The organism is Colwellia sp. 1_MG-2023, assembly GCF_030546755.1.
GTDB lineage: Bacteria > Pseudomonadota > Gammaproteobacteria > Enterobacterales > Alteromonadaceae > Thalassotalea_H.
Window position 1 is genome coordinate 14,455 of the sequence record NZ_JAUOPE010000018.1, and the last position, 24,572, is coordinate 39,026.

Here is a 24,572-nt window from a genome sequence, read left to right on the forward strand (position 1 = left end):
GGAGTAAACGATGGCGAAACTGCATGATTTATATAAAGATACAGTTGTAGCTGAACTTCAAAAGAAGTTTGACTATAAAAGTGTCATGCAAGTCCCTCGGATTGAAAAGATCACCCTTAACATGGGTGTTGGTGAAGCTATTGCTGATAAAAAAGTATTAGAACATGCCACAAATGATCTTACTGCAATCTCAGGTCAAAAGCCTATTACGACTGTAGCACGCAAATCTGTTGCGGGCTTTAAGATTCGTGAAGGTTATCCTATTGGCGCAAAAGTAACTCTACGCGGTGAAAGAATGTGGGAATTTTTAGAGCGTTTAATCTCTATTTCTGTTCCTCGTATTCGTGACTTCCGTGGCTTGAACCCGAAATCGTTCGATGGCCGTGGTAATTACAGCATGGGTGTTCGTGAGCAAATCATCTTCCCAGAAATCGAGTATGATAAAATCGATAAGATTCGTGGTATGGATATTACTATCACTACTACTGCGAAATCTAATGAAGAAGGTCATGCATTGCTGACTGCCTTTAATTTCCCGTTTAAGAAATAAGGTGTAGAGTTATGGCTAAATCGTCAATGAAAGCTCGTGAAGCTAAAAGAACCAAATTAGTTGCACAATATGCTGAAAAGCGTGCAGCGCTAAAAGCAATCATCTCAGGTGTTGATTCTTCGGAAGAAGAACGTTGGGATGCAGTATTGAAACTTCAAAGTTTACCTCGTGATTCATCTAGTAGCCGTCAACGTAATCGTTGTAACGTTACAGGTCGTCCACATGGTTACTTACGTAAATTCGGTTTAAGCCGAATCAAGTTGCGTGAAGCAACTATGCGTGGTGAAGTTCCAGGTCTTAAGAAAGCTAGTTGGTAATTCACGGGAGTAAATGGTTATGATGACTGATCCTATCGCGGACATGTTTACACGCATCCGCAACGGTCAATCTGCAGCAAAAACTGCAGTAACAATGCCATCTTCTAAAGTAAAAGTTGCAATTGCTAACTTACTTAAAGAAGAAGGTTACATTACAGAGTATTCAGTGTCTGGTGATGCAAAACCAGAATTAGCTGTTACTTTAAAATATTTTGAAGGTAAAGAAGTAATCGAAACAATTAAACGTGTTTCACGTCCAGGTCTTCGCGTATACAAAGGTGCAAATGAGTTACCTAAAGTATTAGCGGGCATGGGTATTGCGATTGTTTCTACTTCTAAAGGTCTAATGACTGATCGTGCCGCTCGCTCTGCGGGTCTTGGTGGTGAAGTTCTTGGTTTCGTAGCGTAAGGAGCAGAACTATGTCTCGTGTTGCAAAAGCACCTGTCGAAGTACCTGCTGGCGTTACAGTAACGTTATCAGGTCAAGACATAAAAGTTAAAGGTCCAGTAGGCGAATTATCTCGCACGATCCACAGTGACGTTGTTGTTTCTCAAGAAGAAAACAACATTATCACTAATATCGTTGCTGATGTTAAAGGCGCTTGGGCTCAAGCCGGTACTGCACGTGCTTTAATCAATAATATGGTTGAAGGTGTGAGTAAAGGTTTTACAAAAACATTAGTTTTAAACGGTGTTGGTTACCGTGCAAAAGCTGCAGGTAAGAACTTAAACTTATCTTTAGGCTTTTCACACCCGGTTGATCACGCTATCCCTGAAGGGATAACTGTTGAAACTCCTAGTCAAACTGAAATCACGCTGAAAGGCGCTGACAAACAGTTGGTCGGTCAAACTGCTGCGAACATTCGCGCTTACCGTAAACCTGAGCCTTATAAAGGTAAAGGGATTCGTTATAGTGATGAATATGTACGCCGTAAAGAAGCTAAGAAAAAGTAGGGTAATACGATGGATAAGAAAACATCTCGTTTGCGCCGCGCTAAACGCGCTCGTGCAAAAATTAGCGAGCTGGGTGCGAATCGTTTAGTCGTTCACCGTACTCCTCGCCACATTTACGCGCAATTGATTGCACCAACAGGTTCTGAAGTAATCGCAACAGCGTCTACTTTAGATAAAGAAGTTAGTGCTCAGTTAGAAAAAACAGGTAACGTTGCTGCAGCTCAAGCTGTTGGTAAAGCAATCGCTGAACGTGCAAAAGCTAAAGGCATTGAGTCTGTAGCATTTGACCGCTCAGGTTTCCGTTATCATGGTCGTGTAAAAGCGTTAGCAGATGCAGCTCGTGAAGCTGGTCTTCAGTTTTAGGGGTTGATGATGGCTAATCATAATCAAGAAAACTCACAACAAAGTGATATGGCTGAAAAGCTAATTGCCGTTAACCGTGTTTCAAAAGTGGTTAAAGGTGGTCGCATATTCAGTTTCACAGCATTAACTGTTGTTGGTGATGGTGCTGGTCGCGTTGGTTTTGGTTACGGTAAAGCACGTGAAGTGCCTGCTGCAATCCAAAAAGCAATGGAAAAAGCACGTCGTAACTTAGTAACCGTTGATTTGAAGGGGACAACGCTTCAACATCCTATTAAAGGACGTCATTCAGGTTCTAAAGTTTACATGCAACCAGCTTCTGAAGGTACAGGTATCATCGCCGGTGGCGCGATGCGTGCAGTACTTGAAGTTGCAGGCGTACAGAACGTATTGTCAAAAGCATACGGTTCTACTAACCCAATCAACGTAGTACGCGCTACTGTTTCAGCTCTTGCGAACATGAAATCGCCAGAAGCTGTTGCAGCTAAACGTGGCAAAAGCGTTTCAGATATCTTGGGGTAATTGAACATGGCTAAAACAGTAAAAGTAACTCAAGTAAAAAGTTCTATTGGTCGTTTACCGAAACATAGAGCTACATTAAAAGGTCTTGGTTTACGTCGTATCAATCATACAGTTGAGTTAGAAGATACTCCATCTGTACGTGGTATGATCAATCAAGTACATTATATGATTAAGGTGGAGGATTAATAATGCATTTAAATACTTTATCTCCTGCACCAGGTGCTAAGAAAGCCAAGAAACGCTGTGGTCGTGGTATTGGTTCAGGCATAGGTAAAACTGGTGGTCGTGGTCACAAAGGTCAGAAGTCTCGTTCTGGCGGTAGTGTTCGTCCAGGTTTTGAAGGCGGTCAAATGCCATTGAAACAACGTTTACCTAAATTTGGTTTCACGTCACGTAAATCTTTAGTTCGCGCTGAAGTACGTTTACATGAACTAAATAACATCACAGGTGATGTTGTCGATATTCATGCGCTTAAAGACGCTAACTTAATCACACGTAACATTGTGACAGCAAAAATTATGTTGTCTGGCGAAATTACTCGTCCAATCACTGTTCGTGGCTTAAGTGTTACTAAAGGTGCTCGTGCGGCTATTGAAGCTGCCGGTGGAAAAATCGAGGAATAATACAGGTTATGGCTACACCAGGAATGGATAATAAAGGCGCAGGCGGACTGTCTGAGCTGAAACAAAGATTATGGTTTGTATTCGGCGCATTAATTGTTGCCCGTTTGGGATCATTCGTGCCAATCCCTGGTATTGACGCCGCTGTATTAGCTCAGTTGTTTGAACAACAAAAGGGCACCATTGTAGAAATGTTTAACATGTTCTCTGGTGGTGCACTTGAGCGAGCCTCTGTATTGGCACTTGGTATTATGCCTTACATTTCAGCTTCTATTATCATGCAGCTGGGTTCTCATATGATCCCTAGTTTGCAAGAATTGAAAAAAGAAGGTGAAGCTGGAAGACGTAAAATCAGCCAATACACCCGCTACGGTACTTTAATATTAGCAACGGTACAATCTGTCGCGATAGCAAGAAGTTTACCTGGAATGATGCCTGGTCTAGTAATGGACGCAGGTTTTGGTTTCTACTTTGCTGCTGTAGTTAGTTTGGTTACTGGTACCATGTTTTTAATGTGGTTAGGTGAACAAATTACCGAACGTGGTATTGGAAACGGTATTTCTATCTTAATATTTGCGGGTATTGTTGCTGGTATGCCATCAGCTGTAGGTCAAACTGCAGAAATGGCGCGTCAAGGGGAAATACACCTATTAGTATTATTGCTCATTGCAGTAATTGTATTTGCAGTAACCTTTTTTGTGGTATTTGTAGAACGTGGTCAACGACGTATCGTTGTTAACTACGCTAAGAGACAGCAAGGACGTAAAGTTTTTGCCGCTCAAAGTACACATTTACCTTTAAAGGTCAATATGGCTGGTGTTATACCACCTATTTTTGCTTCAAGTATCTTGTTGTTCCCTGGCTCTATTGCCAGCTGGTTCGGACAAGGTGACGGTATGGTAGCCGACGTATTACAGGAATTGTCTATTGCAATTTCTCCAGGTCAGCCGCTTTACGTTATGTTACTCGCAGCAGCGATAATATTTTTCTGTTTCTTTTACACGGCATTAGTATTTAATCCGCGTGAAACAGCAGATAACCTGAAAAAATCTGGTGCGTTTATTCCTGGGATTCGTCCTGGTGAGCAAACGTCTAAATATATAGATAAAGTAATGACACGTTTAACTTTAACTGGTGCGTTGTATATTACCTTTGTCTGTTTGGTTCCTGAATTTATGATGATTGCATGGGATGTACAGTTCTACTTTGGTGGAACATCGTTACTGATCATTGTTGTGGTTATTATGGATTTTATGGCTCAAGTACAAACACATTTGATGTCTCATCAATATGATAATGTACTTAAGAAAGCAAACCTGAAAGGCTATGGCCGCTAGGTTTAACGGAGTATAAAATGAAAGTTCGTGCATCCGTAAAAAAGATTTGCCGTAACTGTAAAGTTGTTAAACGTGCTGGTGTTGTTCGCGTAATTTGCGTTGAACCAAAGCATAAGCAACGTCAAGGCTAAATCTTTAGCAGTAGCATTATGCAGATAACTCTGTATAATGCCGCTTCGATTTACAAAATAAGTCGCTGGTTGAGTATCCTAACGGGCTTTTCAACCGGTTAATTTTAATCTTTAAATAGGAGATGTGTTAGTGGCCCGTATCGCTGGCATTAACATCCCTGATCGTAAACATGCAGTAATCGCCATTACTGCGATTTACGGTATTGGTCAAACTCGTGCAAAAGCTATTTGTGCGGCGGCTGGTATCGATGAATCTACGAAGATCAGTGAATTAGACGAAGCAAAAATTGATTTGCTTCGCGCAGAAGTGGATAAATACACCGTAGAAGGTGATTTACGCCGTGAAGTTTCAATGAACATTAAACGTCTTATGGATTTAGGTTGTTTCCGTGGTATTCGCCACCGTCGCAGTCTTCCTCTACGTGGTCAACGCACTAAAACAAATGCGCGTACCCGTAAAGGTCCTCGTAAGCCAATTAAGAAGTAAGAGGAACTAGACAATGGCTAAAACACCTGTACGTACGCGTAAACGCGTAAAAAAACAAGTTGCTGATGGCATGGCTCATATCCATGCTTCTTTCAACAACACAATCGTAACTCTTACAGACCGTCAAGGTAATGCATTATCTTGGGCGACTGCTGGTGGTTCTGGTTTCCGTGGTTCGCGTAAATCAACTCCATTTGCTGCGCAAGTAGCTGCAGATCGTGCTGGTAAAGCTGCACAAGAGTTTGGCTTGAAGAATATTGAAGTGTTCGTTAAAGGTCCGGGTCCAGGTCGAGAATCTGCTATCCGTGCTTTAAATGCTGCTGGTTTTAAAATCACCAACATTACTGACGTTACACCGATTCCTCATAATGGTTGTCGTCCTCCTAAGAAACGTCGCGTTTAATCGCTCATTTTTTAGGATAGTTGGAGAAAGAAAATGGCTAGATATTTAGGTCCAAAGTTAAAGCTTAGCCGCCGCGAAGGAACTGATTTGTTCCTTAAAAGTGGTGTTAGAGCTATTGACACTAAATGTAAATTCGAAATGATCCCAGGTCAGCACGGCGCACGTCGCGGTCGTTTATCTGATTATGGTGTTCAACTTCGTGAAAAACAAAAAGTTCGTCGTATTTATGGCGTTCTAGAGAAGCAATTCCGTAACTACTATAAAGAAGCTGCGCGTCTAAAAGGTAATACAGGTGAAAACTTGTTACAACTTTTAGAAAAACGTTTAGACAACGTTGTATACCGCATGGGCTTTGCAAGTACACGAGCTGAAGCACGTCAACTTGTAAGTCACAAAGCTATCGTAGTGAATGGAAGTGTTGTTAATATTCCATCTTTCACTGTTAAAGCTGAAGATGTAGTTTCTGTTCGTGAAAAGTCGAAAACTCAAGCGCGTATCATTGCTGCTTTAGAATTGGCTGAACAACGTGAGAAGCCTGTCTGGGTTGAAGTAGATAATAAGAAGCTAGAAGGTGTTTTCAAACGCGTTCCAGATCGTTCAGATTTATCTGCCGAAATTAATGAACAGTTGATAGTTGAACTTTACTCTAAGTAAAGTCGCACTTTAAGAGAGGACATATATGCAGGGTTCTGTAACCGAATTTCTTAGACCACGCTTGGTTGATATTGAAACTGTTAGCACTACACGCGCTAAAGTAACTTTAGAACCATTGGAACGTGGTTTTGGTCACACTTTAGGTAATGCCTTACGTCGTATACTTTTATCTTCAATGCCAGGTTGTGCTGTAACTGAAGTAGAAATTGATGGTGTATTACATGAGTACAGTAGTAAAGAAGGTGTTCAAGAAGACATCATCGAAATACTGTTAAACCTTAAAGGATTAGCAATTGGTTTAGAAGGCAAAAATGAAGCAGTTCTTACCTTAACTAAGTCAGGTGAAGGCCCTGTAACGGCAGCTGATATTCAGCATGATGGAGATGTAGAAATTGCAAATCCAGAACATGTGATTTGTCACCTTACCGGTGATGGCTCTATCAGTATGCGCATTAAAGTTGAAATGGGTCGTGGTTACGTTCCTGCTTCAACTCGTCGTGATGCCGAGGAAGAAGATCGTGCAATTGGACGTTTGTTAGTTGATGCATCTTTCAGTCCTGTAGTTAGAATTGCTTATGATGTTGATTCTGCACGTGTTGAACAACGTACAGATTTGGATAAATTGGTTCTTGATATGGAAACTAACGGTACGTTAGATCCTGAGGAAGCTATCCGTCGCGCTTCAACTATTTTAGCTGAACAGCTAGATGCGTTTGTTGAGTTACGTGATATTACTCAAGAAGAACCTAAAGAGGAAAAACCTCTGTTTGATCCGATATTGTTACGCCCAGTTGATGATCTTGAACTTACTGTTCGATCTGCTAACTGTTTAAAAGCAGAAGCAATACAATATATTGGTGATTTAGTACAACGTGCTGAAGTTGAGCTTCTTAAAACACCTAATTTAGGTAAGAAGTCTCTAACAGAAATCAAAGACGTGTTAGCGTCTCGTGGTTTATCTTTAGGTATGCGCCTTGAAAATTGGCCGCCTGAAAGCATTGCTGATAACGACTAAGTCGATCATCGTTTTTTAATAGTTGAGAGAAGGATTAACTTATGCGCCATCGTAAAAGCGGTCGCCAGTTAAACCGTAATAGCAGTCATCGCCAGGCGATGTTCCGCAATATGGCAAGTTCTTTAGTTAAACACGGCGTTATCAAAACGACTGTTGCTAAAGCTAAAGAATTACGTCGCGTTGTAGAGCCATTAATTACTATGGCTAAGACCGACAGTGTAGCAAACCGCCGTTTGGCATTTGCCCGCACACGTGATCAAGAAGTAGTAGGTATTTTATTTAACGAACTTGGTGAACGTTACCAAGAACGTCCAGGTGGTTACACTCGCATTTTAAAATGCGGTTACCGTACTGGTGATAAAGCGCCTATGGCTTACGTTGAACTTGTAGACCGCCCAGCAGTTGAAGAAGTTGCTGAAGAAGTTGAAGAAGTTAGCGAAGAAGCTTAATTATTTATTATAATTAAGCGAATTATTTAAAACGGAGCTTTTTGCTCCGTTTTTTATTGCCAAAAATTTATAGTTAAAACACGTTTTAAACTTAGGTGAAGACGAACTTTCTTGACCTACCTTGATATTCTTCGTATAACATTAAACCCGTTAATCAAAGGCTTAATTTTTATGTCGTCTCGTAATCCTATAATAGCTGTAACAGGTTCGTCTGGTGCAGGCACGTCAACCACAACCGAGTCCTTTGAACATATATTTCGGACATTAGGCATAGTGTCAGCCAAAGTCGAAGGAGACAGTTTTCATCGCTACTCGCGACAAGAAATGGATTTGGAAAAAAGGAAAGCTAGGGAAGATAAGCGAAATATTAGCTATTTTGGTGATGAAGCCAATGACTTTGATGCATTGGAAAGATTATTTAGAGATTATTCAGAAACAGGTAAAGGCAAAATGCGCCGCTACTTGCATACATTCGATGAGGCTGTGCCATATAATCAAATGCCAGGTACGTTTACACCTTGGGAAAGCTTAGGTGAAGGTACAGACCTATTGTTTTATGAAGGTCTTCATGGCGGGGTAGTCACAGAGAAAAATGATGTCTCTCAACATGTCGATTTGCTTATTGGTATGGTACCCATTGTTAACCTTGAATGGATCCAAAAAATAATTCGGGATACCAATCAACGTGGTCATAGTAGAGAAGCTGTGACAGCAAGTATTGTAAGAAGTATGGAAGATTATATCTCTTTTATTACCCCTCAATTTTCACGAACCCATATTAATTTTCAACGTGTACCAACGGTTGATACTTCAAATCCTTTTAGTGCTAAAGCGATCCCTACGCTTGATGAAAGTTTTGTGGTAATTCGTTGTCGAGATGGCAATCATATCGATTTTCCATATTTTCTCAGCATGATTGATGGTGCGTTTATGTCAAGAATGAATACGCTTGTGGTGCCAGGTGGTAAAATGGGCTTGGCAATGGAGTTAATTTTAACTCCACTTATACAAGAAATAATGCAGAAAAAACATGAAGCTAATAAACAATTAGACTGGATGAGCGATCTCTAAGTATCAATTACACCCGCTAGCTTCAAATAATATTAACTTTCGATGATTGAGTAATCGTGAGTGATATTCACGGACTTGTTAAGCATCAATGCTACAGAGCAATATTTATCAGCAGATAGGCTAATAGCTTTCTTAACATGTTTTTCTTCAATGTTGCTTCCCGAAATGACAAAGTGTAAATGAATATCTGAGAATAGTTTCGGGACTGATTCTACTCTTGTGCCGGTAATTTCGACTTGACAATCTTTCACGTTTTGACGAGTTTTCTTTAAAATACTGATCACATCTACAGATGAGCATCCACCTAATGAGATCAAAACATTTTCTAGAGGACTGGGTGCTAAGTTACCAGCATTAGCATCTAAAACGATAGTATGTCCGCTTTCTGAAATCCCTGCGAACATTTCGTCGCCTATCCATTTAACTTGTGCTTTCATATCATTTCCTAAAAATGAAAAATAATAACTGAAATAAGTTGGTTAGACTAGGGCGTGTTGATCTTTCGAGGTTAAATTCTGTCCAACATAAAAGTTATTTATTCAAGGCGTGAGTTAAGTAGCATGGATGTTCCATGTAAATAGCGAAAAACGAATAAATAATGGCTTTTAATTGAACCCTTCGGGCAACATTTGTTTGTCATTTCTACTACATTATTGCTCATTAAGGTGGAATAACCACATATCATTCACAATGCTTTGTATAAATAGTAATTAAACTGTTGCATAAAACATCGCGAGAGATCAACACACCCACAATTTGTGCAGAGATTACTGAAGGACGCCTGAGTGAACTTCAGTATCGAATAGATTTTTTATTAATAAGGCAAATTCTTTTAAAAATGTATTTTGTTGCTCTGTAACTGGATTATTGATAACCCCAGAAAGGATCTCTTCTAAATCATAAACAATCGCATCGACTTCCCGGATAATGGTATTACGTTGGTTGAACGATAATTGTTCATTTTGATTGCAAACCATAATAATCTGTTCACTAAGCTCCTGTTCAATAACAGCAATAACAGAATCATTCGATGAATCAGTATCTGTACAGTTTTCGAATAAACTTAAATGCTCGGTCAGATACTCGATAATATGTACATAACCTTCAGTGTCGGTAACCATATTTCTCTCATTAAAATTTATCGTTGAATTAATAGTACTCCGTCTAGGTAAAAACAATCAAGCATTGTGTTAAAGCAAAGAACATACAAGTTAGCAATGTAAATTTAGCGAGGGGCTGAGAGGTATCAGATTGAGTAAAATGTTACAGAAAAATTATTTATTAATATTCTGACATTAAGTATTTATGACAAAAAATAATCATTCAGTGTACGTTTTTTAATACGGTTACTATGAAAATAAACTAACTGATTGACAAATTTCTTTAATATCAGGGTTTTGCGATAAGTAAGAATTATTAAGAAAAGTAATATCTTTGTATACTAATCACTTGAATAAATTTTCCTCTTTAGGCAGTATTAGGTAGTCATGTTACGTTTAGTAACATTTATACATATGCAGAAATAACAATAAAAATACTAATTTTAGTCCAGAGAGAAACATAAAATGAGAAATAATATTTCTAAGTCGTTTAAACGCTCTGTAACAGCCGCAGCTGTTGCTATGTCATTAGGGGTAGCAATGCCCGCTATGGCAAATGATGGTGCTATTACAGGTACTTCACTGAACCAATCTGGTAATGTTCTATCGAATGTAACCATCACAATTAAGAATTTGACAACAGGTTTAACTCGTTCGGTTCAATCTGATTCACAAGGTAACTACCGTTTTCCTTTATTACCATCAGGTAATTACTCTTTAGAAGCTAAAAAGGATGGTTTTACAGTTTTACAGCAAGATTCTTTAAGAGTTGGTCCAGCTGGTTCTACTACTGTTAACTTGACCTTAGAAGCAGGTGATGTTGAACGTATTACCGTAACAGGTGCAGCAATCTCTGCTATTGATGTTGCTTCAAGTGAATCGCAATTAATTGTTGATGTTGAATATTTAAATAAGGTACCAATTTCTCGTGATGTAACGTCAGTTGCAATGCTAGCTCCAGGTACTATCAAAGGTGATAGTGATTTTGGTAACTTTGCTTCTTTCGGTGGTTCATCAGTTGGTGAAAACACTTATTATGTAAATGGTATTAACACTACTAACTTCCGTAATGGTTTAGGTGGTTCAGAATTACCATTTGAAATGTACAAATCTTTTGAAGTTAAAACAGGTGGTTACTCAGCTGAGTTTGGTCGTTCAACGGGTGGTGTGGTTAATGCCGTTACTAAAAGTGGTACAAACGAATTTAAATTTGGCGCAAGTGCTTACTTTGAGCCTGGTTCAATGCGTGAAGAGTCACCAGATGTTTTTAGAACAGATCAAGCCGATATAGATGCTTCTGGTTCTGAGTTTTATCAAGTTAATAATAAAGATAATAGAGGGAAAACTAACCTTAACGTTTGGGCGAGCGGTGCTTTAATCGAAGATAAATTATTCTTCTTCGGTCTAGTGAACCAAGAAAATCGCGATAGTGACTATGCTACAAGTAGTGCAATCTATGATCGTGAAGCCAATGATACCTTATATGCCTTAAAACTTGATTGGTATATCACAGATGATCATATTTTAGAGTTTACTGGTTGGGATAACACTTCTGAATTAGAAAGTACTAAAAACTTATACAACCCAGATTCAGACACTACAGGTGAGTGGTACGGTGATTATATTTTAGAGCGCGGTGGTAAAACATGGGGCTTAAAATATACCGGTATTTTAACCGATGATTTAACCGTTAGTGCGCAATACTCAATTAACGAAGCTAGTTATAGTAATTTAAACATGGGTGATAACCCATTAGGTACTAAACCTGCTATATATGAGCGTTTTTCAGGTCGTGAATTTGGTGCATTCGGTTTATTCACGCCTTCTGTACAAAATGATAAACGTACTGCTTACCGTTTTGATGTTGATTGGTATGTACATGATGATCATACATTACGTTTTGGTATCGATTATGAAGAAATGGAAGCGACTGAAGATACACAACGTGCAGGTGGTGTAGCATGGCGCTATGAAGGTTGTGATACTGATTTATTAGAAATGGGTCAACTTGACTGTTCTGCAGTACGCCAAGAGTTTTATGTTAACAAAGGTGATTTCGAAACCAGATCATCAGCGTTTTATATTGAAGATACTTGGCAAGTAACTGAAGATATCGTGGCACGTATTGGTTTGCGTAACGAATCTTTTGAAAACTACAACAAAGCAGGCGATAAGTTTGTTGACGTACAGAACCAATGGGCACCTCGTGTTGGCTTAAGTTGGGATATTAATGGCGATGGTGAAAGTAAAGTATTTGCTAACTACGGTCGCTATTTCTTACCTGTGGCTACAAACACCAACGTACGTTTAGCGGGTGATGAATTATATACTCGTCAATATTTCGATGTTGAAAGTATTAATGCTGACTTCACTCCTAATTTAGTTCCTGGTTCTGGTGGTTCGGTTACTACTTATGGCGACGGTACACTTAAGAACACTACTGAGACGGTAAATGCTGAGCTTGATCCTATGTACCAAGATGAGTTTATTTTAGGTTACCAACGTTTATTAGGTGATTCTTGGAGCTTTGGTATTAAAGCAACTTACCGTGATTTAGGTAGTTCTTTAGAAGATATCGCTATTGATGCTGGTTTTGATGCGATGTTGGACGGCGGTTGTACATTATGTAGTGGTTTCCATTACTATGTATTAACCAATCCAGGACAAGACGTTACTATCACAACTGACCCAGATGGTGATGGTCCTTTAGCTAACCAAGAGTATACTATTACTGCTGATCAATTAGGTTACCCTGAAGCAGAGCGTTCTTACGGCTCTGTCGATGTAACATTTGATCGTGCTTGGGAAGACGATTGGATGTTTGGTTTTACCTATACATGGGCGCATAGCTGGGGTAACAATGAAGGTTTTGTTCGTTCAGATAACGACCAAAATGATTCAGGCTTAACGACTAACTATGACCAACCGGGCTTAACTGATGGTGCAAATGGTAACTTACCAAATGACCGTCGCCATTCATTTAAAATTAACGGTGCTTACCAAGTTATTGAAAACTTAACTGTGGGTGCTAATTTTAACTGGACTGAAGGTCGTCCACTTAACTCATTTGGTTTCCACCCAACAGATGCATTCGCTTCTTTATATCAAGCAGAATCATTTGTTAAAGATGGTGAGTTAGTTAAACGTGGTTCGCAAGGTCGCACAGCCAATACTTGGCAATTAGATTTATCAGCATCTTATGATTATTACTGGGATGACAGTAAAATCACTTTCCGTGCTGATGTATTTAACGTAACGAATAACGACAAAGCAACACAGTTAAACGAAGTTAATGAACGTTACGCTGGTTGGGATGCTGAATTAGGTGGCTACGATGGGGAACACAATCCTACATATGGCTTACCAACTGATTTCCAAACGCCACGTTATTTCCGTTTCAGTGTTAATGCTGAATTCTAATATCGTATAAAGTAGTCATACTTTTGATAAAACCCTAGAGTCATCTAGGGTTTTTTTTGTCTATAATTTACTTCACTTATCTTCAACATTAGTTGCGACGATTTTGCCTTCTAAATTGTTTGTATCAATAAGTGGTAATAAAAGTGGTTTGCTTCTCTGCTGTTACAAATATATATTGGTGGAAAATGAATAAGGATTTCAGACGATGTTTAGAAAATTTTTACTAGCGATTAGTTGTTTCTTTGTTATAACTGCACATGCAGGGAACAGCCAAATTATCTGGCAATCTCCTGAGAATTATGCTGATATTTATGCTTCTATTGAAAACAAGAAGACATTTCAAAAAGATTTATTCGAATTATTTGATAATCACTTTGAAAGCCTAGCAACTCAGTTGCCTGATGGATATAGTTTATATATTAAGGTAAACAATTTAGATTTAGCTGGTGCAATTTCATTTGCTAACAGCCGAAAAATTAGAGTGGTTGATAATACGACGCCGCCAAGAATTGAATTTGATTTTCAAGTGATCGATCAAAATAATAAAGTGCTTATCTCACGTGGTGTTTATTTGTGGCCGAAACATTTTAAATTTCAACGCTCATTACATGCAAATAAACCTTATTATCATGAGTTAGATTTAATATCAGAGTGGTTTAACAATACTTTTGCACCGGTAATTGTCAAAAATTAATACGCAAGAACAGTTTTAACGTATTCAGATAAAAACGCAGCTTAGCTGCGTTTTGCGGTTAATGAGCTAACTTATTGAAAATTGGGCTTGAATAAAGTCAGAAACATTAACAGAGTTGCTATTTAATGCATGCCTTACTTGACCAACACTTGCTGTTTGCACCGGATGTTTATTGTTATAAAAGTTGAGCATATCTTCTTGGTAATCTATACCTATATGCTGGCAACAATCGGCAATAATTTTTTCTGGGGTGGCAATTAATTCCTCGTAACTTATCTGATAAAGCTTGTCTTGAAATAATGATTGCCAATGTTTTGTTAATGCTTTTTCCGCAGTAAAAAACGTTTTTATATGCGCTAATTTAAAACTCCAGCTAAGTCCTTGGCTAAAAAAAGTTCTAAAACATGACCATGCATTAGCGACTTCATTTCTAGAAATATGAATAAAAGAAGCGTTAGGGTAAATATGCTGCAATAAACCAACGTGATGATTAATGTTCATGGATTTATCGATGATATAGCCATCATCACCGTACCTTTGCGTCGTTAAGTTGTCATATTCACTTTCTATGTTGGTTAATAAAGCTTCATTATTTTTAACCTTGGCTAATTGATTAAGGGTATTTGCACCTATTGGAGCCATAGCAAGCGCCAGATTATTTGATTCACCGCCAGCGTGTATTTGACTGTGTGAAGTTAATATTTGCTGTAAAAGTGTGGTGCCGCTACGTGGTAAGCCAACAATAAAAATATATTTTTTTTCAGAACTATTCTTGGAGACCGGCAAGTTTTTAAAGTAGTTTGCGTTTTGATGGTTAATAATGTCATCAATATTTTGTTGATAGGCAATATCGTTAAAGTTAAATTTTGTTTGCATCAATTGGCAACCAATATTGAATTTACTCATTGCCAACTCTTCATCGCCAATATCAAGTAATGCTTTACCATAAGCAAACCAATAAGGAATTTGATTTTGTTGATCATTGCCTTGTCGCATTTTATTTTCGATGGCTGACAAGGTTTCTAATTCATGGCAATTTTTAGTAAAGGTGATTAATGCCGAAAGTGTTAACCATGAAATACCTAATAACGGGTTTTTCTTTAATGTGATATTTAAATGTTTGACTGCTTGCTCAACTTCACCGACCTGACTATAAACAGTGCCGAGAAAATGATGAATAGCAATCGACTGAGTTGTATCTTTTATTGGTGATATTAACGAGATGGCTTGTTGAATTTTTCCTGCTTCTGCATAAATACTGGCAACTTGTAATAGTCTATTTTCGTCCTGTGGGTCAATATTCAAATAATTTTTTGCACTAGCTATTGCTAGGTTAATTTCGCCAACAGAAAGAGCAATACGAGTTAACCCTCCCCATAAATTTTCTAATGGTGCTTTTTGCTCAATAAGATCAGCTAACTTACTCATGGCACTTTTTTTATTATTATTTTTTATGTCTGCTAATACTTGGTTAGCTAAAGCTTTATGATCCAAAGGGTTTTACTCAATAAAATATGATGGTTATAGAGTAATATAAATGGTCAAATATGTAGAGAAATTATTTGGAAAAAGTCTTGTGTTGCTCATTAATAATAATCATCAAGAGCGATAAAAAAAAGGCGCAATCTAGCGCCTTTTGATGCAACAAGAATGGTTACTTATTTAATGTTGAACATCATTTAATAGATGTTGTAATTGTTTCTCATAAAAAGCATAAGTTGTTAAACAGTAATCGCACGTCATACTTATGCTACCTTGCTCTGCAAGAATGTTTTGAATTTCAGTTGCTTGAAATTGCGATATAGCATTCATGCATTTTTCTTCTGAACAACTACATTGATAGGTAACCTCTTGCGGATCAAATAATCTGACTTTTTCTTGATTATATAAACGGAATAACAGTGTTTCTGCGTCTAACGTAAATATTTCTTCCGCTTTTAATGTATTGGTAAGTTGACACAAATGCTCAAAATCGTTGTGTTGCTTTTCTTTATCGCCACCATCGGGTAATAATTGCACTAAACTACCAGCAACTTGCTGAGTTTCATCATTATGATAAAGCCAAATCATGGTCGGTATTTGTTCTGACACCTTAAAATAATGCGATAAGCAGTCAGCGATAGTTGATTGTTCAAGAGCAACAACACCTTGGTAAGCTTCACCTTTAACAGGATGAATAGTAATAACCATTGTGCCTTTGCCTATTAAGTTTTGCAGACCTTGTGCTGCAGTTGTTTCTTTTAACTTGGCAATACCTCGCATTTTTTGATTATGTCCGCCATTAACCGCAAGATAACCTATAGGTCCATCTCCTTGTAATTGAACGGAAATTTCACCTTCTAACTTTAAGGTAGCAGTCAATAAACAAGTAGCGGCTACTAATTCACCCAACAATTGTCGAACGCCTAATGGGTAATCATGCGCAGCAATAATTTGTTGATAGGTATCTGAGAGCTGTACGAGTTCGCCTCGCACATGAAGGTCATCAAATAAATAGCGATGTAAAATATCAGGTTGTGTGTTCAAACCTTAAATCCTTTCTTTAAATTGTCGAATTTTACGACGTTGTTTTTTATCGGGTTTAGTGTCCGAAGCTGGACTGAGTAAAATGCCTTGTTTGCGAGCTAACGCATTTTTCTCACGAGTTTCTATGCTAGCTGGTGTCTCTAAATAAAGTGTTTGGGCAAAAGTCGCGTCTTTACGCTTATCGGCAAGCGCAATGATTGTTACTTCTTTTTCTTCAAAGCCCTGTCGAACTTTTACCAAGTCGCCAATAGCAACAGTCTTACCTGATTTGCTCCGTTGACCATTATAGAAAACTTTACCGCCGTCAATCATTTGTTTAGCAATTGCGCGGGTTTTATAAAATCGAGCAGCCCAAAGCCACTTATCAAGTCGTGTAGAGGTATTTTCTGTTAAATTTTTACCTTGTGTCATCGTCTTGTTATATACCGTATGTATAATATCGCGAAAGTTACCATAGCTTAGTATTTTACACCATGAAAAATACTACTTTGTAAATATTAGTTAAATTTTGGGTAGATTTCTTGTTGCTTCAGCTTCGCTCAAGTATCATCGTAAGAATAATAATAGCTAAAATGAATTCATTATCATCAAAATGCAGTTTCCAATGAATATGACAGAGTTTTCCGAGCAACTACAAAAATTGCCACAACAGAAAATTGCTAACGTAATTTCTGCTTTGTTGCTTTGTTATATTGCCTACATCTTAGCGCAATTTACATGGTTGATCGTAACAGAAAATAAAATAGCCTCGCCTATCGTTGCCAAATACAATGCATCTGCTAGTGATAGTAGTTATGACATTAATGTGGGAGTGATTAGTCAGCTCAATTTATTTGGTAAATACTCTGAACAAAAAACGATTGAAGAAGTCAAAGTTCAAGATGCACCAGAAACAAAACTTAGATTAACGCTAACAGGCACGGTTGCAAGTGATGATGTTACGATAGCGGCCGCTATTATTGAAAATAACGGTAAACAAGAAACATATGGTATTGGTGATAAAATTACCGGTACACGAGCGGTACTTGATAGTGTTGCCACTGATAGGGTGTTAATCAAACAATCTGGTCGGCTTGAAACATTAATGCTTGATGGTTTTGAATTTAATCAAAGACAAACAAGTTCAATGAGTAGAGCAAGTGAAAGACAACCCAGTAGAGAAGTTGCTAAACCATCCCCTTTGCATGGCCCTCAAATACTTGATCAACGTGACAATAAAACGTTAAGTCGCACAGCAATGCAGCTTAAAAATGACATTAATGATGACCCAGGTAAAATTACCGATTATTTAAAAATTATCCCGAAAAGGGAAAATGGCGATATTATTGGTTATCAATTAATGCCGGGTAAAGACCCTGAGTTTTTTCAATCTTCAGGGTTGAAATCAGGTGATGTTGCGGTTCAAATGAATGGTTTAGATCTGACACTGCCGGGTGAAGCTGCTCAAGCTTTACAGGCTTTGAAAGAAGAACAAGAAATATCATTACTGGTTGACCGTAGTGGTGAAATGACCGAAATACTTTTTAGTATTCAATAGTCATAAATTTAATATATAAGGAATTTTTCATGCGCAAGACTGTATATGCGTCTTGGTTAAAACGAGCAGTAGTCATTTTATCTACCGTATGTGTTTTTAATGGCTTATTGCTAACGGCAAGTTCGGCCAGTGCTGCTCAATATTCGCCAAATTTTAAGGGTACAGATCTCAACGAATTTATTAATATTGTTGGTAAAAACCTTAAAAAAACTATGATTGTTGACCCAAATGTTCGCGGGAAAGTCAATGTCAGAAGTTACGACTTGCTAACCGAAGAACAATATTATCAATTTTTCCTGAATGTGTTAGAAGTCTATGGTTTTGCCGCGATAGAAACCGGCAATAACATTATTAAAATTGTTCGTAACAAGAAAGCTAAATCTGCTGCAACACCGTTAGTTGATGATGACAACCCAGGGGTTGGCGACGAAATGGTTACACGAGTAGTTGAAGTAAAAAATGTCACCGTGCGAGAATTATCACCTTTATTACGTCAAATGTCGGATCAAGCAGGCGGCGGTACAGTAGTAAACTACGATCCCGCTAATGTTTTTATCATGACAGGTACCGCGTCGGTGGTAAATCGTTTGGCAAATATTATCAAACGTGTTGATAGAGCCGGCGATCAATTTGAACAAATTATTAAGTTACAGTTTGCATCTGCAGGCGAAATGGTACGTATTGTTGAAGCGTTAAATAAATCAAGCCAAGGTAAAGCCGGTGGTACGCCAAGTTTTCTTATTCCTAAAATTGTTGCTGATGAAAGAACCAATAGCGTTATTGTTAGTGGCGAAAAGCAAGCCCGTGAACGTATTGCAAAATTAATTCAACGTTTAGACAGCGAACTTGAAAATAACGGCAATACCCGAGTTTATTATCTTAAATACTCAAAAGCTGAAGAATTAGTGGATGTGTTAAAAGGGGTGAGTGATTCAATAGAAGCAGAATCTAGCAGCTCAAGTACCACTAAACGTAGTAGTCAAAATCGTAATGTTAGTATTGATGCCCACAAAGATACCAATACCTTAGTGATCACGGCACAGCCTGATATGTTACGTTCTTTAGAGTCTGTTATTCATCAATTAGATGTTCGTCGCGCACAAGTATTAGTTGAAGCGATTATTGTTGAGGTTTTTGAAGGAGACGGTGTTAGTTTAGGGGTGCAATGGGTAAATGAGAATGGTGCCATGACTCAGTTTACTAATGGGCCAGCACCAATTAGCTCTGTTGCTGCTGCCGCTGAAGCAGCGAAAAGTACTCCAGGTGATTATGTTCCTGCAGAATACAATAGTGATAATGTATTAATCAAAGAAGGTTTCTATCAAAATGATACCAAAGGTGACTATTCACTCGCTGCAACATTACTCGGTACGGTAAGTGGTGGCATGTTTGGAGTGATGAAAAATGGTTGGGGAGCAATCGTTCAAGCTGTTAGCAGTGACACTAATTCAAATATTTTAGCAACTCCAAGTATAACTACTTTAGACAACGAGGAAGCCCATTTCTTAGTTGGACAAGAAATTCCGATTATTACTGGCTCAACAACAGGCAGTGCTAACAGTAACCCATTTCAAACAGTAGACCGTCAAGAAGTAGGGATTAAATTAACAGTAACGCCACAAGTGAATGAAGGCTCAGGCGTTCAGTTAACCATTGAACAAGAAGTATCTTCATTGAGTGGTGCCACGGGTGTTGATGTTATTACTAATAAACGAGAAATAAAAACGACTGTGATGGTTGATAGTGGTGAAACGATTATTCTTGGTGGATTAATTGATGAAGATGTACAAGAAAGTGTGCAAAAGGTACCTCTATTAGGCGATATTCCATTGCTTGGTCATTTATTCAAATCTACTAGCAATACCACGAGAAAGCGTAATTTGATGGTGTTTATTCGCCCGACAATTATTCGTGATGGTGCTTTAATGAATGAGATTAGCCAAGGCAAATATAACTTTATTCGCGCTGAACAAATTCGTAAACAGGATGATGGCTTAGAGTTGATGTCAGATGAAAAATTACCGCTGTTACCTACGTGGAATGATGAATTGTCATTACCGCCATCGTTTGATCAATACCTTGATAAAAAACAACAAGACAAAAAGTCAGCAGATGGTAATGAGAAGTAACACGGATGAGTGAAGAAATGTTAAACACCGCTGATGAAACGGAATTAGCTGTTGCTGAAGAAGTCGTGCCACAATCAATTCGATTACCATTCGGTTTTGCAAAACGACACAGTGTGTTGTTTCAAAAAGTTGATGATGAATTAAGGTTACATTGCTTAGAAAATGTTGACGTTAATGTCTTAATTGAAGCGCGGCGCGTGATTAAACAGCCATTTACATTAGTAACAGAAACCGCTGAAAAATTTGAATTATTATTAGCAAATGCTTACCAACGTGATTCTTCAGAAGCGAAGCAAATGATGGAAGATATTGGCAATGAAGTCGATTTATACTCATTGGCTGATGAAATGGTTGAAACGGAAGACTTACTTGAAAACGAAGATGATGCGCCGATCATCAAAATGATCAATGCTATGCTCAGCGAAGCGATCAAAGAAAATGCCTCAGATATTCATATTGAAACTTTTGAAGAATCGTTACAAATTCGTTTTCGTGTCGATGGTGTTTTACGAGAAGTGTTAAAACCTAACCGTAAACTCGCTTCTTTGTTAGTCTCTCGTATCAAAGTTATGGCTAAATTAGACATAGCTGAAAAACGTATTCCACAAGATGGTCGTATTTCATTACGTATTGCCGGTCGTGCAGTTGATGTACGTGTTTCAACTATGCCTACCGGTCATGGTGAGCGAGTTGTTTTACGTTTGTTAGATAAAAACTCTGCCCGTTTAGATCTACAAGATTTAGGCATGACAGATGCCAATCGAGTGAAATTTTCAAGACTGATTGATAAGCCTCATGGCATTATTCTAGTGACTGGACCTACCGGCTCAGGTAAATCAACGACCTTATACGCAGGCTTAAGCCAAATTGATCATAAACAGCGTAATGTTTTAACGGTTGAAGATCCGATTGAATACGCCATTGAAGGCATTGGTCAAACTCAAGTGAATACTAAAGTGGATATGACTTTTGCTCGAGGATTACGTGCTATTTTACGTCAAGATCCCGATGTTGTAATGGTCGGTGAAATTCGCGATTTAGAAACCGCGCAAATTGCTGTACAAGCAAGTTTAACCGGGCATTTGGTATTATCAACATTACATACTAATACTGCTGCCGGTGCAATAACTCGTATGGAAGATATGGGGGTTGAGCCCTTTTTATTATCTTCAAGCTTATTAGGGGTTTTAGCGCAACGCTTAGTAAGAACCCTGTGCCCTCATTGTAAAGAAAGTCACTTACCAGATGAAGAAGAGTCACATTTATTAGGTTTACCTACTGGTGATAAAACGCCTATTTATCGTGCGGTAGGTTGTGATGAATGTAATCATAAAGGCTATAAAGGTCGTACGGGTATTCATGAATTATTATTTGTCGATGATAAGGTTCGCGAATTGATCCATAACGGCAAAGGCGAACAAGAAATAGAAAAACTCATACGTAAATCTACACCTAGCATTCGTCGAGATGGTTTTGATGAAGTTCTGGCCGGCAATACGACACTTGAAGAAGTGCTGCGCGTCACCCGAGAAGATTAGTAAATAAATGGCAGCGTTTGATTACCAAGCGGTTGATAACCGTGGAAAAATAAAAAAAGGCGTGATTGAAGGCGACACGCCCAGACATGTGCGAGCATTGCTGCGTGACCAAGGCTTAATGCCAACAGAAGTCACGGCAAGTTTAGTTAAGAGTAAACAAAAGCAGCAATCTTCCTCATTTGGCAATCGTCAAAAAATATCAGCGACTGAATTGGCTTTATTTACGCGGCAATTAGCGACATTAGTGGAATCAGGATTGCCTCTTGAAGAATCATTATTAGCGGTTGCTGAGCAATGTGATAAAAACGCATTGAAAAGTATGGTGATGGCGGTTCGCACTAAAGTAACTGAGGGGTACGGCTTAGCTGAAAGCATGGCTGAGTTTCCACATGTTTTTAGTCATTTATTTCGAGCGATGGTGGCAGCCGGTGAAAAGTCAGGGCATTTAGATAAGGTGTTAGACCGTCTTGCTGATTACACTGAGCAGCGTCAAAAACTTCGCTCTCAAATGATACAAGCCATGGTTTATCCCGCAATCATGACTGTTGTTGCCATTGGCGTTATCGTTGTCTTACTCACATCAGTCGTGCCACAAATTATAGGTCAGTTTGAACATTTAGGCGCAAGCTTACCAGGCACTACACAATTTTTAATCGCCAGTAGTGAGTTTTTACAACACTATGGTTTGGCGATATTTTTGCTGTTTGTTATCGCGGTTATGGTGTTTTTACAATTAATGAAGCGTCCGCCATTTCGCTATAAAGTACATGAGAAGTTATTGGTTTTACCTGGCCTTGGTAAAGTAATTCGCGGGGTAAATACTGCTCGATTTGCCAGAACGCTTAGTATTTTAACCGCCAGTGCGGTACCGCTTTTAGAAAGTATGAGTATTGCCGGTGAAGTATTAGAAAACTTGTATATTAAAGACAAAGTTAAGAAAGCGGCTGATAAAGTGCGAGAAGGTTCAAGTTTGCGATTATCACTTGAACAAACCAAATTATTTCCACCTATGATGCTACATATGATCGCAAGTGGTGAAAAAAGTGGTCAACTAGAACATATGCTTGGTCGAGCGGCTGATAACCAAGATAGAGAGTTTGAAGCCTTAATGAATATTTCATTAAAGGCATTAGAGCCGGCAATTATGGTGACTATGGCCGGTATAGTGTTGTTTATCGTGATGGCGATTTTACAACCGATTCTTCAATTAAATACATTGATAGGAAGTTAACATGAAAAAGAAAATGCAGTCTAAACGTTTGATTAAACAATCAGGTTTTTCTTTATTAGAAGTTATGGTGGTGTTGGTTATTATCGGTATCATTGCCAGTATGATCGTGCCTAATTTAATGGGTAGTCAAGACACCGCTCGTGAGCAAAAAGCGGTTATTGATATTGGTTCATTAGAAACGGCATTAGGCATGTATCGCTCACAAAACTATAATTACCCAACTACAGAGCAAGGACTTGAAGCCTTAGTAGAGCAAACAGAAATCGAGCCAATTCCTCGTCGCTTTCCTGAAGGCGGGTATATTAAACGATTACCTCAAGACCCATGGGGAAATGATTATCAGTTATTAAACCCAGGTGAGCATGGAAAAATGGATATATTTTCCATGGGACCAGATGGGGAAGCAGGTACCGATGATGATATTGGTAATTGGAATTTAGCGGATTATCAATAAGAGTTTGTCGCGTGATAAAACCACTACCTCTATCTATTTAAGTTATGTTGCAAAAAGGTAGTAAAAATATACACCAACAAGGCTTTACGTTAATTGAAGTCTTATTGGTGATCGTGGTGATCGGTTTAATGGTCGCTGCCATTCAAATAAATTTCGCTACAAATAAACCTGAGTCACAATTAGAACAGGAAGCGCACCGTTTTGCTGGTGTATTTAATTTAGCGGCAGAATATGGCTTATTAAATAACCTTGAATTAGGTTTGTTTATTGACAAAAACACGTATCAGTTTGTTGGTTATGATGGATTACGTTGGACCGCTTTACCCAATAACGAGATATTAGTACCTCACGAATTACCTGAAAATATTATCATAAAATTAATATTTGATGATTTGCCCTTAGAGCAACCCCCCTTAGTGTCAGCAGAATTGTTTACACCAGATGATGAGCATTTAGCTGAAATGAAAGAAGGGTTAAGCGATGATCAAAAGCCCATTATTCCGCAAGTATATATTTTATCTGGTGGCGATATCTCACCGTTTCGCGTTGAGTTTTCTTTTCATCCTCAATGGTTTGAAGCGCCTGATATGTCGTTCTCGGTAGTTGGTTTATATAGTACACCTGTAGATATTGTTGGCCCTTTCGTCAATGGCGCGACATTTTCTGCTGAAGATCATTATGGGAATAACGAGTAATGATGTGTAAACGTGTCTTGCAAGGCTTCACTTTAATTGAGGTATTATTGGCTTTATCGGTATTTTCTCTTGCCGGATTAGCACTACTCGATACGGCCGACACCCATTTTAATAGTTTAAATAATTTAGAAAATAAAATGATTGCCGATTGGGTGGCGTCTAATCAACTTGTGGAAGCAAGTCTTGATGAAACCTGGCCACCTAAAGATAATAAAACGGGCAAAGTAGACATGGCAGGCCGGGAATGGTTTTGGACCCAAAAGGTGATTAAAACCCAAGACAATAACATGCGCTCAATTGTCATTGAAGTTAGACAAAGTGAAAAGTCAGAGTTAGCACTTACTTCTTTGATGACTTATGTATCAAAGGGTACATAGT

General features: G+C 38.5%; 30 protein-coding genes. 25 read left to right on the forward strand and 5 right to left on the reverse strand.

Annotated features, from left to right (window positions below; all coding sequences use genetic code 11):
- Positions 1-10: 10 nt before the first annotated feature.
- The 16 genes from rplE (at position 11) to Q4493_RS16735 (ending at position 8,870) form a co-directional block, all read left to right on the forward strand.
- Positions 11-550: a 50S ribosomal protein L5 gene (rplE, locus tag Q4493_RS16660; protein ID WP_303455076.1), complete on the forward strand. Its 540-nt coding sequence runs from the start codon at positions 11-13 to the stop codon at positions 548-550.
- A gap of 11 nt (positions 551-561) precedes the next feature.
- The gene (rpsN, locus tag Q4493_RS16665) at positions 562-867 is read left to right on the forward strand and encodes a 30S ribosomal protein S14 (RefSeq protein WP_303455078.1); all 306 of its coding nucleotides are present in this window, start codon (positions 562-564) and stop codon (positions 865-867) included.
- Between the two features lie 13 nt (positions 868-880).
- Entirely contained in the window at positions 881-1,276 is a 396-nt protein-coding gene (gene rpsH / locus Q4493_RS16670; RefSeq protein WP_303455080.1) for a 30S ribosomal protein S8, read from the forward strand.
- Positions 1,277-1,287: 11 nt separating this feature from the next.
- Complete coding sequence (gene rplF / locus Q4493_RS16675; protein WP_303455083.1) at positions 1,288-1,821, forward strand: 50S ribosomal protein L6; 534 nt, start codon at positions 1,288-1,290, stop codon at positions 1,819-1,821.
- A 9-nt stretch (positions 1,822-1,830) separates the two neighbouring features.
- Positions 1,831-2,184: a 50S ribosomal protein L18 gene (gene rplR / locus Q4493_RS16680; RefSeq protein ID WP_303455085.1), complete on the forward strand. Its 354-nt coding sequence runs from the start codon at positions 1,831-1,833 to the stop codon at positions 2,182-2,184.
- A gap of 9 nt (positions 2,185-2,193) precedes the next feature.
- Positions 2,194-2,703, forward strand: coding sequence for a 30S ribosomal protein S5 (gene rpsE, locus Q4493_RS16685; RefSeq protein WP_303455086.1), 510 nt, complete (start codon positions 2,194-2,196; stop codon positions 2,701-2,703).
- 6 nt (positions 2,704-2,709) lie between these two features.
- The gene (rpmD, locus tag Q4493_RS16690; RefSeq protein WP_074496183.1) at positions 2,710-2,889 is read left to right on the forward strand and encodes a 50S ribosomal protein L30; all 180 of its coding nucleotides are present in this window, start codon (positions 2,710-2,712) and stop codon (positions 2,887-2,889) included.
- A 2-nt stretch (positions 2,890-2,891) separates the two neighbouring features.
- The gene (gene rplO, locus Q4493_RS16695; protein ID WP_303455090.1) at positions 2,892-3,326 is read left to right on the forward strand and encodes a 50S ribosomal protein L15; all 435 of its coding nucleotides are present in this window, start codon (positions 2,892-2,894) and stop codon (positions 3,324-3,326) included.
- Positions 3,327-3,334: 8 nt separating this feature from the next.
- On the forward strand, positions 3,335-4,660 hold the full coding sequence (gene secY / locus Q4493_RS16700) for a preprotein translocase subunit SecY (RefSeq protein ID WP_303455091.1): 1,326 nt from the start codon (positions 3,335-3,337) through the stop codon (positions 4,658-4,660).
- A 17-nt stretch (positions 4,661-4,677) separates the two neighbouring features.
- Positions 4,678-4,791 (forward strand): 50S ribosomal protein L36, encoded by a 114-nt coding sequence (rpmJ, locus tag Q4493_RS16705; RefSeq protein WP_068545060.1) that lies wholly within the window; start codon positions 4,678-4,680, stop codon positions 4,789-4,791.
- A gap of 130 nt (positions 4,792-4,921) precedes the next feature.
- Positions 4,922-5,278 carry a 30S ribosomal protein S13 gene (gene rpsM / locus Q4493_RS16710; protein WP_303455101.1) on the forward strand — a complete coding sequence of 119 codons (357 nt, stop codon included), beginning with the start codon at positions 4,922-4,924 and terminating at the stop codon, positions 5,276-5,278.
- A gap of 13 nt (positions 5,279-5,291) precedes the next feature.
- A complete protein-coding gene (gene rpsK / locus Q4493_RS16715) occupies positions 5,292-5,681 on the forward strand; it encodes a 30S ribosomal protein S11 (protein WP_076420861.1) in 390 nt (129 codons plus the stop codon).
- Positions 5,682-5,714: 33 nt separating this feature from the next.
- The gene (gene rpsD / locus Q4493_RS16720; RefSeq protein ID WP_303455111.1) at positions 5,715-6,335 is read left to right on the forward strand and encodes a 30S ribosomal protein S4; all 621 of its coding nucleotides are present in this window, start codon (positions 5,715-5,717) and stop codon (positions 6,333-6,335) included.
- Between the two features lie 25 nt (positions 6,336-6,360).
- Complete coding sequence (gene rpoA / locus Q4493_RS16725; RefSeq protein WP_303455114.1) at positions 6,361-7,350, forward strand: DNA-directed RNA polymerase subunit alpha; 990 nt, start codon at positions 6,361-6,363, stop codon at positions 7,348-7,350.
- 41 nt (positions 7,351-7,391) lie between these two features.
- Entirely contained in the window at positions 7,392-7,799 is a 408-nt protein-coding gene (rplQ, locus tag Q4493_RS16730) for a 50S ribosomal protein L17 (RefSeq protein WP_303455115.1), read from the forward strand.
- Between the two features lie 171 nt (positions 7,800-7,970).
- A complete protein-coding gene (locus tag Q4493_RS16735; RefSeq protein ID WP_303455118.1) occupies positions 7,971-8,870 on the forward strand; it encodes a phosphoribulokinase in 900 nt (299 codons plus the stop codon).
- A 32-nt stretch (positions 8,871-8,902) separates the two neighbouring features.
- Here the strand turns inward: Q4493_RS16735 and Q4493_RS16740 are convergent, their stop codons facing one another.
- Positions 8,903-9,307 (reverse strand): OsmC family protein, encoded by a 405-nt coding sequence (locus Q4493_RS16740; RefSeq protein ID WP_303455119.1) that lies wholly within the window; start codon positions 9,305-9,307, stop codon positions 8,903-8,905.
- Between the two features lie 330 nt (positions 9,308-9,637).
- Positions 9,638-9,991 (reverse strand): DUF3802 family protein, encoded by a 354-nt coding sequence (locus Q4493_RS16745; RefSeq protein WP_303455121.1) that lies wholly within the window; start codon positions 9,989-9,991, stop codon positions 9,638-9,640.
- A 444-nt stretch (positions 9,992-10,435) separates the two neighbouring features.
- On the opposite strand from Q4493_RS16745, the gene Q4493_RS16750 reads away from it, so the two are divergent.
- Together Q4493_RS16750 and Q4493_RS16755 are read left to right on the forward strand one after the other, a co-directional pair.
- Positions 10,436-13,390, forward strand: coding sequence for a TonB-dependent receptor (locus Q4493_RS16750; RefSeq protein ID WP_303455124.1), 2,955 nt, complete (start codon positions 10,436-10,438; stop codon positions 13,388-13,390).
- Positions 13,391-13,595: 205 nt separating this feature from the next.
- The gene (locus Q4493_RS16755; RefSeq protein ID WP_303455126.1) at positions 13,596-14,084 is read left to right on the forward strand and encodes a DUF3016 domain-containing protein; all 489 of its coding nucleotides are present in this window, start codon (positions 13,596-13,598) and stop codon (positions 14,082-14,084) included.
- 66 nt (positions 14,085-14,150) lie between these two features.
- Here Q4493_RS16755 and Q4493_RS16760 read toward each other — a convergent pair whose 3' ends face one another.
- The 3 genes from Q4493_RS16760 to Q4493_RS16770 form a co-directional block, all read right to left on the reverse strand.
- On the reverse strand, positions 14,151-15,578 hold the full coding sequence (locus Q4493_RS16760) for a tetratricopeptide repeat-containing sulfotransferase family protein (RefSeq protein WP_303455128.1): 1,428 nt from the start codon (positions 15,576-15,578) through the stop codon (positions 14,151-14,153).
- A gap of 168 nt (positions 15,579-15,746) precedes the next feature.
- Positions 15,747-16,610 (reverse strand): Hsp33 family molecular chaperone HslO, encoded by an 864-nt coding sequence (hslO, locus tag Q4493_RS16765; RefSeq protein WP_303455130.1) that lies wholly within the window; start codon positions 16,608-16,610, stop codon positions 15,747-15,749.
- A 3-nt stretch (positions 16,611-16,613) separates the two neighbouring features.
- Entirely contained in the window at positions 16,614-17,021 is a 408-nt protein-coding gene (locus Q4493_RS16770) for a S4 domain-containing protein (protein ID WP_303455133.1), read from the reverse strand.
- A gap of 193 nt (positions 17,022-17,214) precedes the next feature.
- On the opposite strand from Q4493_RS16770, the gene gspC reads away from it, so the two are divergent.
- The 7 genes from gspC to gspI are packed head-to-tail and all read left to right on the forward strand — an operon-like array spanning position 17,215 to position 24,571.
- Entirely contained in the window at positions 17,215-18,147 is a 933-nt protein-coding gene (gspC, locus tag Q4493_RS16775) for a type II secretion system protein GspC (protein WP_303455136.1), read from the forward strand.
- A gap of 29 nt (positions 18,148-18,176) precedes the next feature.
- Complete coding sequence (gene gspD / locus Q4493_RS16780) at positions 18,177-20,276, forward strand: type II secretion system secretin GspD (RefSeq protein ID WP_303455138.1); 2,100 nt, start codon at positions 18,177-18,179, stop codon at positions 20,274-20,276.
- Between the two features lie 5 nt (positions 20,277-20,281).
- Complete coding sequence (gene gspE / locus Q4493_RS16785) at positions 20,282-21,814, forward strand: type II secretion system ATPase GspE (RefSeq protein WP_303455141.1); 1,533 nt, start codon at positions 20,282-20,284, stop codon at positions 21,812-21,814.
- A 7-nt stretch (positions 21,815-21,821) separates the two neighbouring features.
- Positions 21,822-23,045, forward strand: coding sequence for a type II secretion system inner membrane protein GspF (gene gspF, locus Q4493_RS16790; RefSeq protein WP_303455144.1), 1,224 nt, complete (start codon positions 21,822-21,824; stop codon positions 23,043-23,045).
- Positions 23,046-23,058: 13 nt separating this feature from the next.
- Positions 23,059-23,499, forward strand: coding sequence for a type II secretion system major pseudopilin GspG (gene gspG / locus Q4493_RS16795; RefSeq protein ID WP_303455238.1), 441 nt, complete (start codon positions 23,059-23,061; stop codon positions 23,497-23,499).
- A gap of 44 nt (positions 23,500-23,543) precedes the next feature.
- On the forward strand, positions 23,544-24,194 hold the full coding sequence (gspH, locus tag Q4493_RS16800; protein ID WP_303455147.1) for a type II secretion system minor pseudopilin GspH: 651 nt from the start codon (positions 23,544-23,546) through the stop codon (positions 24,192-24,194).
- On the forward strand, positions 24,194-24,571 hold the full coding sequence (gene gspI, locus Q4493_RS16805) for a type II secretion system minor pseudopilin GspI (protein WP_303455150.1): 378 nt from the start codon (positions 24,194-24,196) through the stop codon (positions 24,569-24,571). The genes gspH and gspI overlap by 1 nt, the downstream gene beginning before the upstream one ends.
- Position 24,572 lies beyond the last annotated feature (1 nt).

Excerpts from the sequence above, each read along its gene's own strand:
- rplE (WP_303455076.1), top strand. The coding sequence starts at position 11 with ATGGCGAAACTGCATGATTTATATAAAGATACAGTTGTAGCTGAACTT.
- rpsN (WP_303455078.1), top strand. The coding sequence starts at position 562 with ATGGCTAAATCGTCAATGAAAGCTCGTGAAGCTAAAAGAACCAAATTA.
- rpsH (WP_303455080.1), top strand. The coding sequence starts at position 881 with ATGGTTATGATGACTGATCCTATCGCGGACATGTTTACACGCATCCGC.
- rplF (WP_303455083.1), top strand. The coding sequence starts at position 1,288 with ATGTCTCGTGTTGCAAAAGCACCTGTCGAAGTACCTGCTGGCGTTACA.
- rplR (WP_303455085.1), top strand. The coding sequence starts at position 1,831 with ATGGATAAGAAAACATCTCGTTTGCGCCGCGCTAAACGCGCTCGTGCA.
- rpsE (WP_303455086.1), top strand. The coding sequence starts at position 2,194 with ATGGCTAATCATAATCAAGAAAACTCACAACAAAGTGATATGGCTGAA.
- rpmD (WP_074496183.1), top strand. The coding sequence starts at position 2,710 with ATGGCTAAAACAGTAAAAGTAACTCAAGTAAAAAGTTCTATTGGTCGT.
- rplO (WP_303455090.1), top strand. The coding sequence starts at position 2,892 with ATGCATTTAAATACTTTATCTCCTGCACCAGGTGCTAAGAAAGCCAAG.
- secY (WP_303455091.1), top strand. The coding sequence starts at position 3,335 with ATGGCTACACCAGGAATGGATAATAAAGGCGCAGGCGGACTGTCTGAG.
- rpmJ (WP_068545060.1), top strand. The coding sequence starts at position 4,678 with ATGAAAGTTCGTGCATCCGTAAAAAAGATTTGCCGTAACTGTAAAGTT.
- rpsK (WP_076420861.1), top strand. The coding sequence starts at position 5,292 with ATGGCTAAAACACCTGTACGTACGCGTAAACGCGTAAAAAAACAAGTT.
- rpsD (WP_303455111.1), top strand. The coding sequence starts at position 5,715 with ATGGCTAGATATTTAGGTCCAAAGTTAAAGCTTAGCCGCCGCGAAGGA.
- rpoA (WP_303455114.1), top strand. The coding sequence starts at position 6,361 with ATGCAGGGTTCTGTAACCGAATTTCTTAGACCACGCTTGGTTGATATT.
- rplQ (WP_303455115.1), top strand. The coding sequence starts at position 7,392 with ATGCGCCATCGTAAAAGCGGTCGCCAGTTAAACCGTAATAGCAGTCAT.
- Q4493_RS16735 (WP_303455118.1), top strand. The coding sequence starts at position 7,971 with ATGTCGTCTCGTAATCCTATAATAGCTGTAACAGGTTCGTCTGGTGCA.
- Q4493_RS16740 (WP_303455119.1), bottom strand. The coding sequence starts at position 9,307 with ATGAAAGCACAAGTTAAATGGATAGGCGACGAAATGTTCGCAGGGATT.
- Q4493_RS16745 (WP_303455121.1), bottom strand. The coding sequence starts at position 9,991 with ATGGTTACCGACACTGAAGGTTATGTACATATTATCGAGTATCTGACC.
- Q4493_RS16750 (WP_303455124.1), top strand. The coding sequence starts at position 10,436 with ATGAGAAATAATATTTCTAAGTCGTTTAAACGCTCTGTAACAGCCGCA.
- Q4493_RS16755 (WP_303455126.1), top strand. The coding sequence starts at position 13,596 with ATGTTTAGAAAATTTTTACTAGCGATTAGTTGTTTCTTTGTTATAACT.
- Q4493_RS16770 (WP_303455133.1), bottom strand. The coding sequence starts at position 17,021 with ATGACACAAGGTAAAAATTTAACAGAAAATACCTCTACACGACTTGAT.
- gspC (WP_303455136.1), top strand. The coding sequence starts at position 17,215 with ATGAATATGACAGAGTTTTCCGAGCAACTACAAAAATTGCCACAACAG.
- gspD (WP_303455138.1), top strand. The coding sequence starts at position 18,177 with ATGCGCAAGACTGTATATGCGTCTTGGTTAAAACGAGCAGTAGTCATT.
- gspE (WP_303455141.1), top strand. The coding sequence starts at position 20,282 with ATGAGTGAAGAAATGTTAAACACCGCTGATGAAACGGAATTAGCTGTT.
- gspF (WP_303455144.1), top strand. The coding sequence starts at position 21,822 with ATGGCAGCGTTTGATTACCAAGCGGTTGATAACCGTGGAAAAATAAAA.
- gspG (WP_303455238.1), top strand. The coding sequence starts at position 23,059 with ATGCAGTCTAAACGTTTGATTAAACAATCAGGTTTTTCTTTATTAGAA.
- gspH (WP_303455147.1), top strand. The coding sequence starts at position 23,544 with ATGTTGCAAAAAGGTAGTAAAAATATACACCAACAAGGCTTTACGTTA.
- gspI (WP_303455150.1), top strand. The coding sequence starts at position 24,194 with ATGATGTGTAAACGTGTCTTGCAAGGCTTCACTTTAATTGAGGTATTA.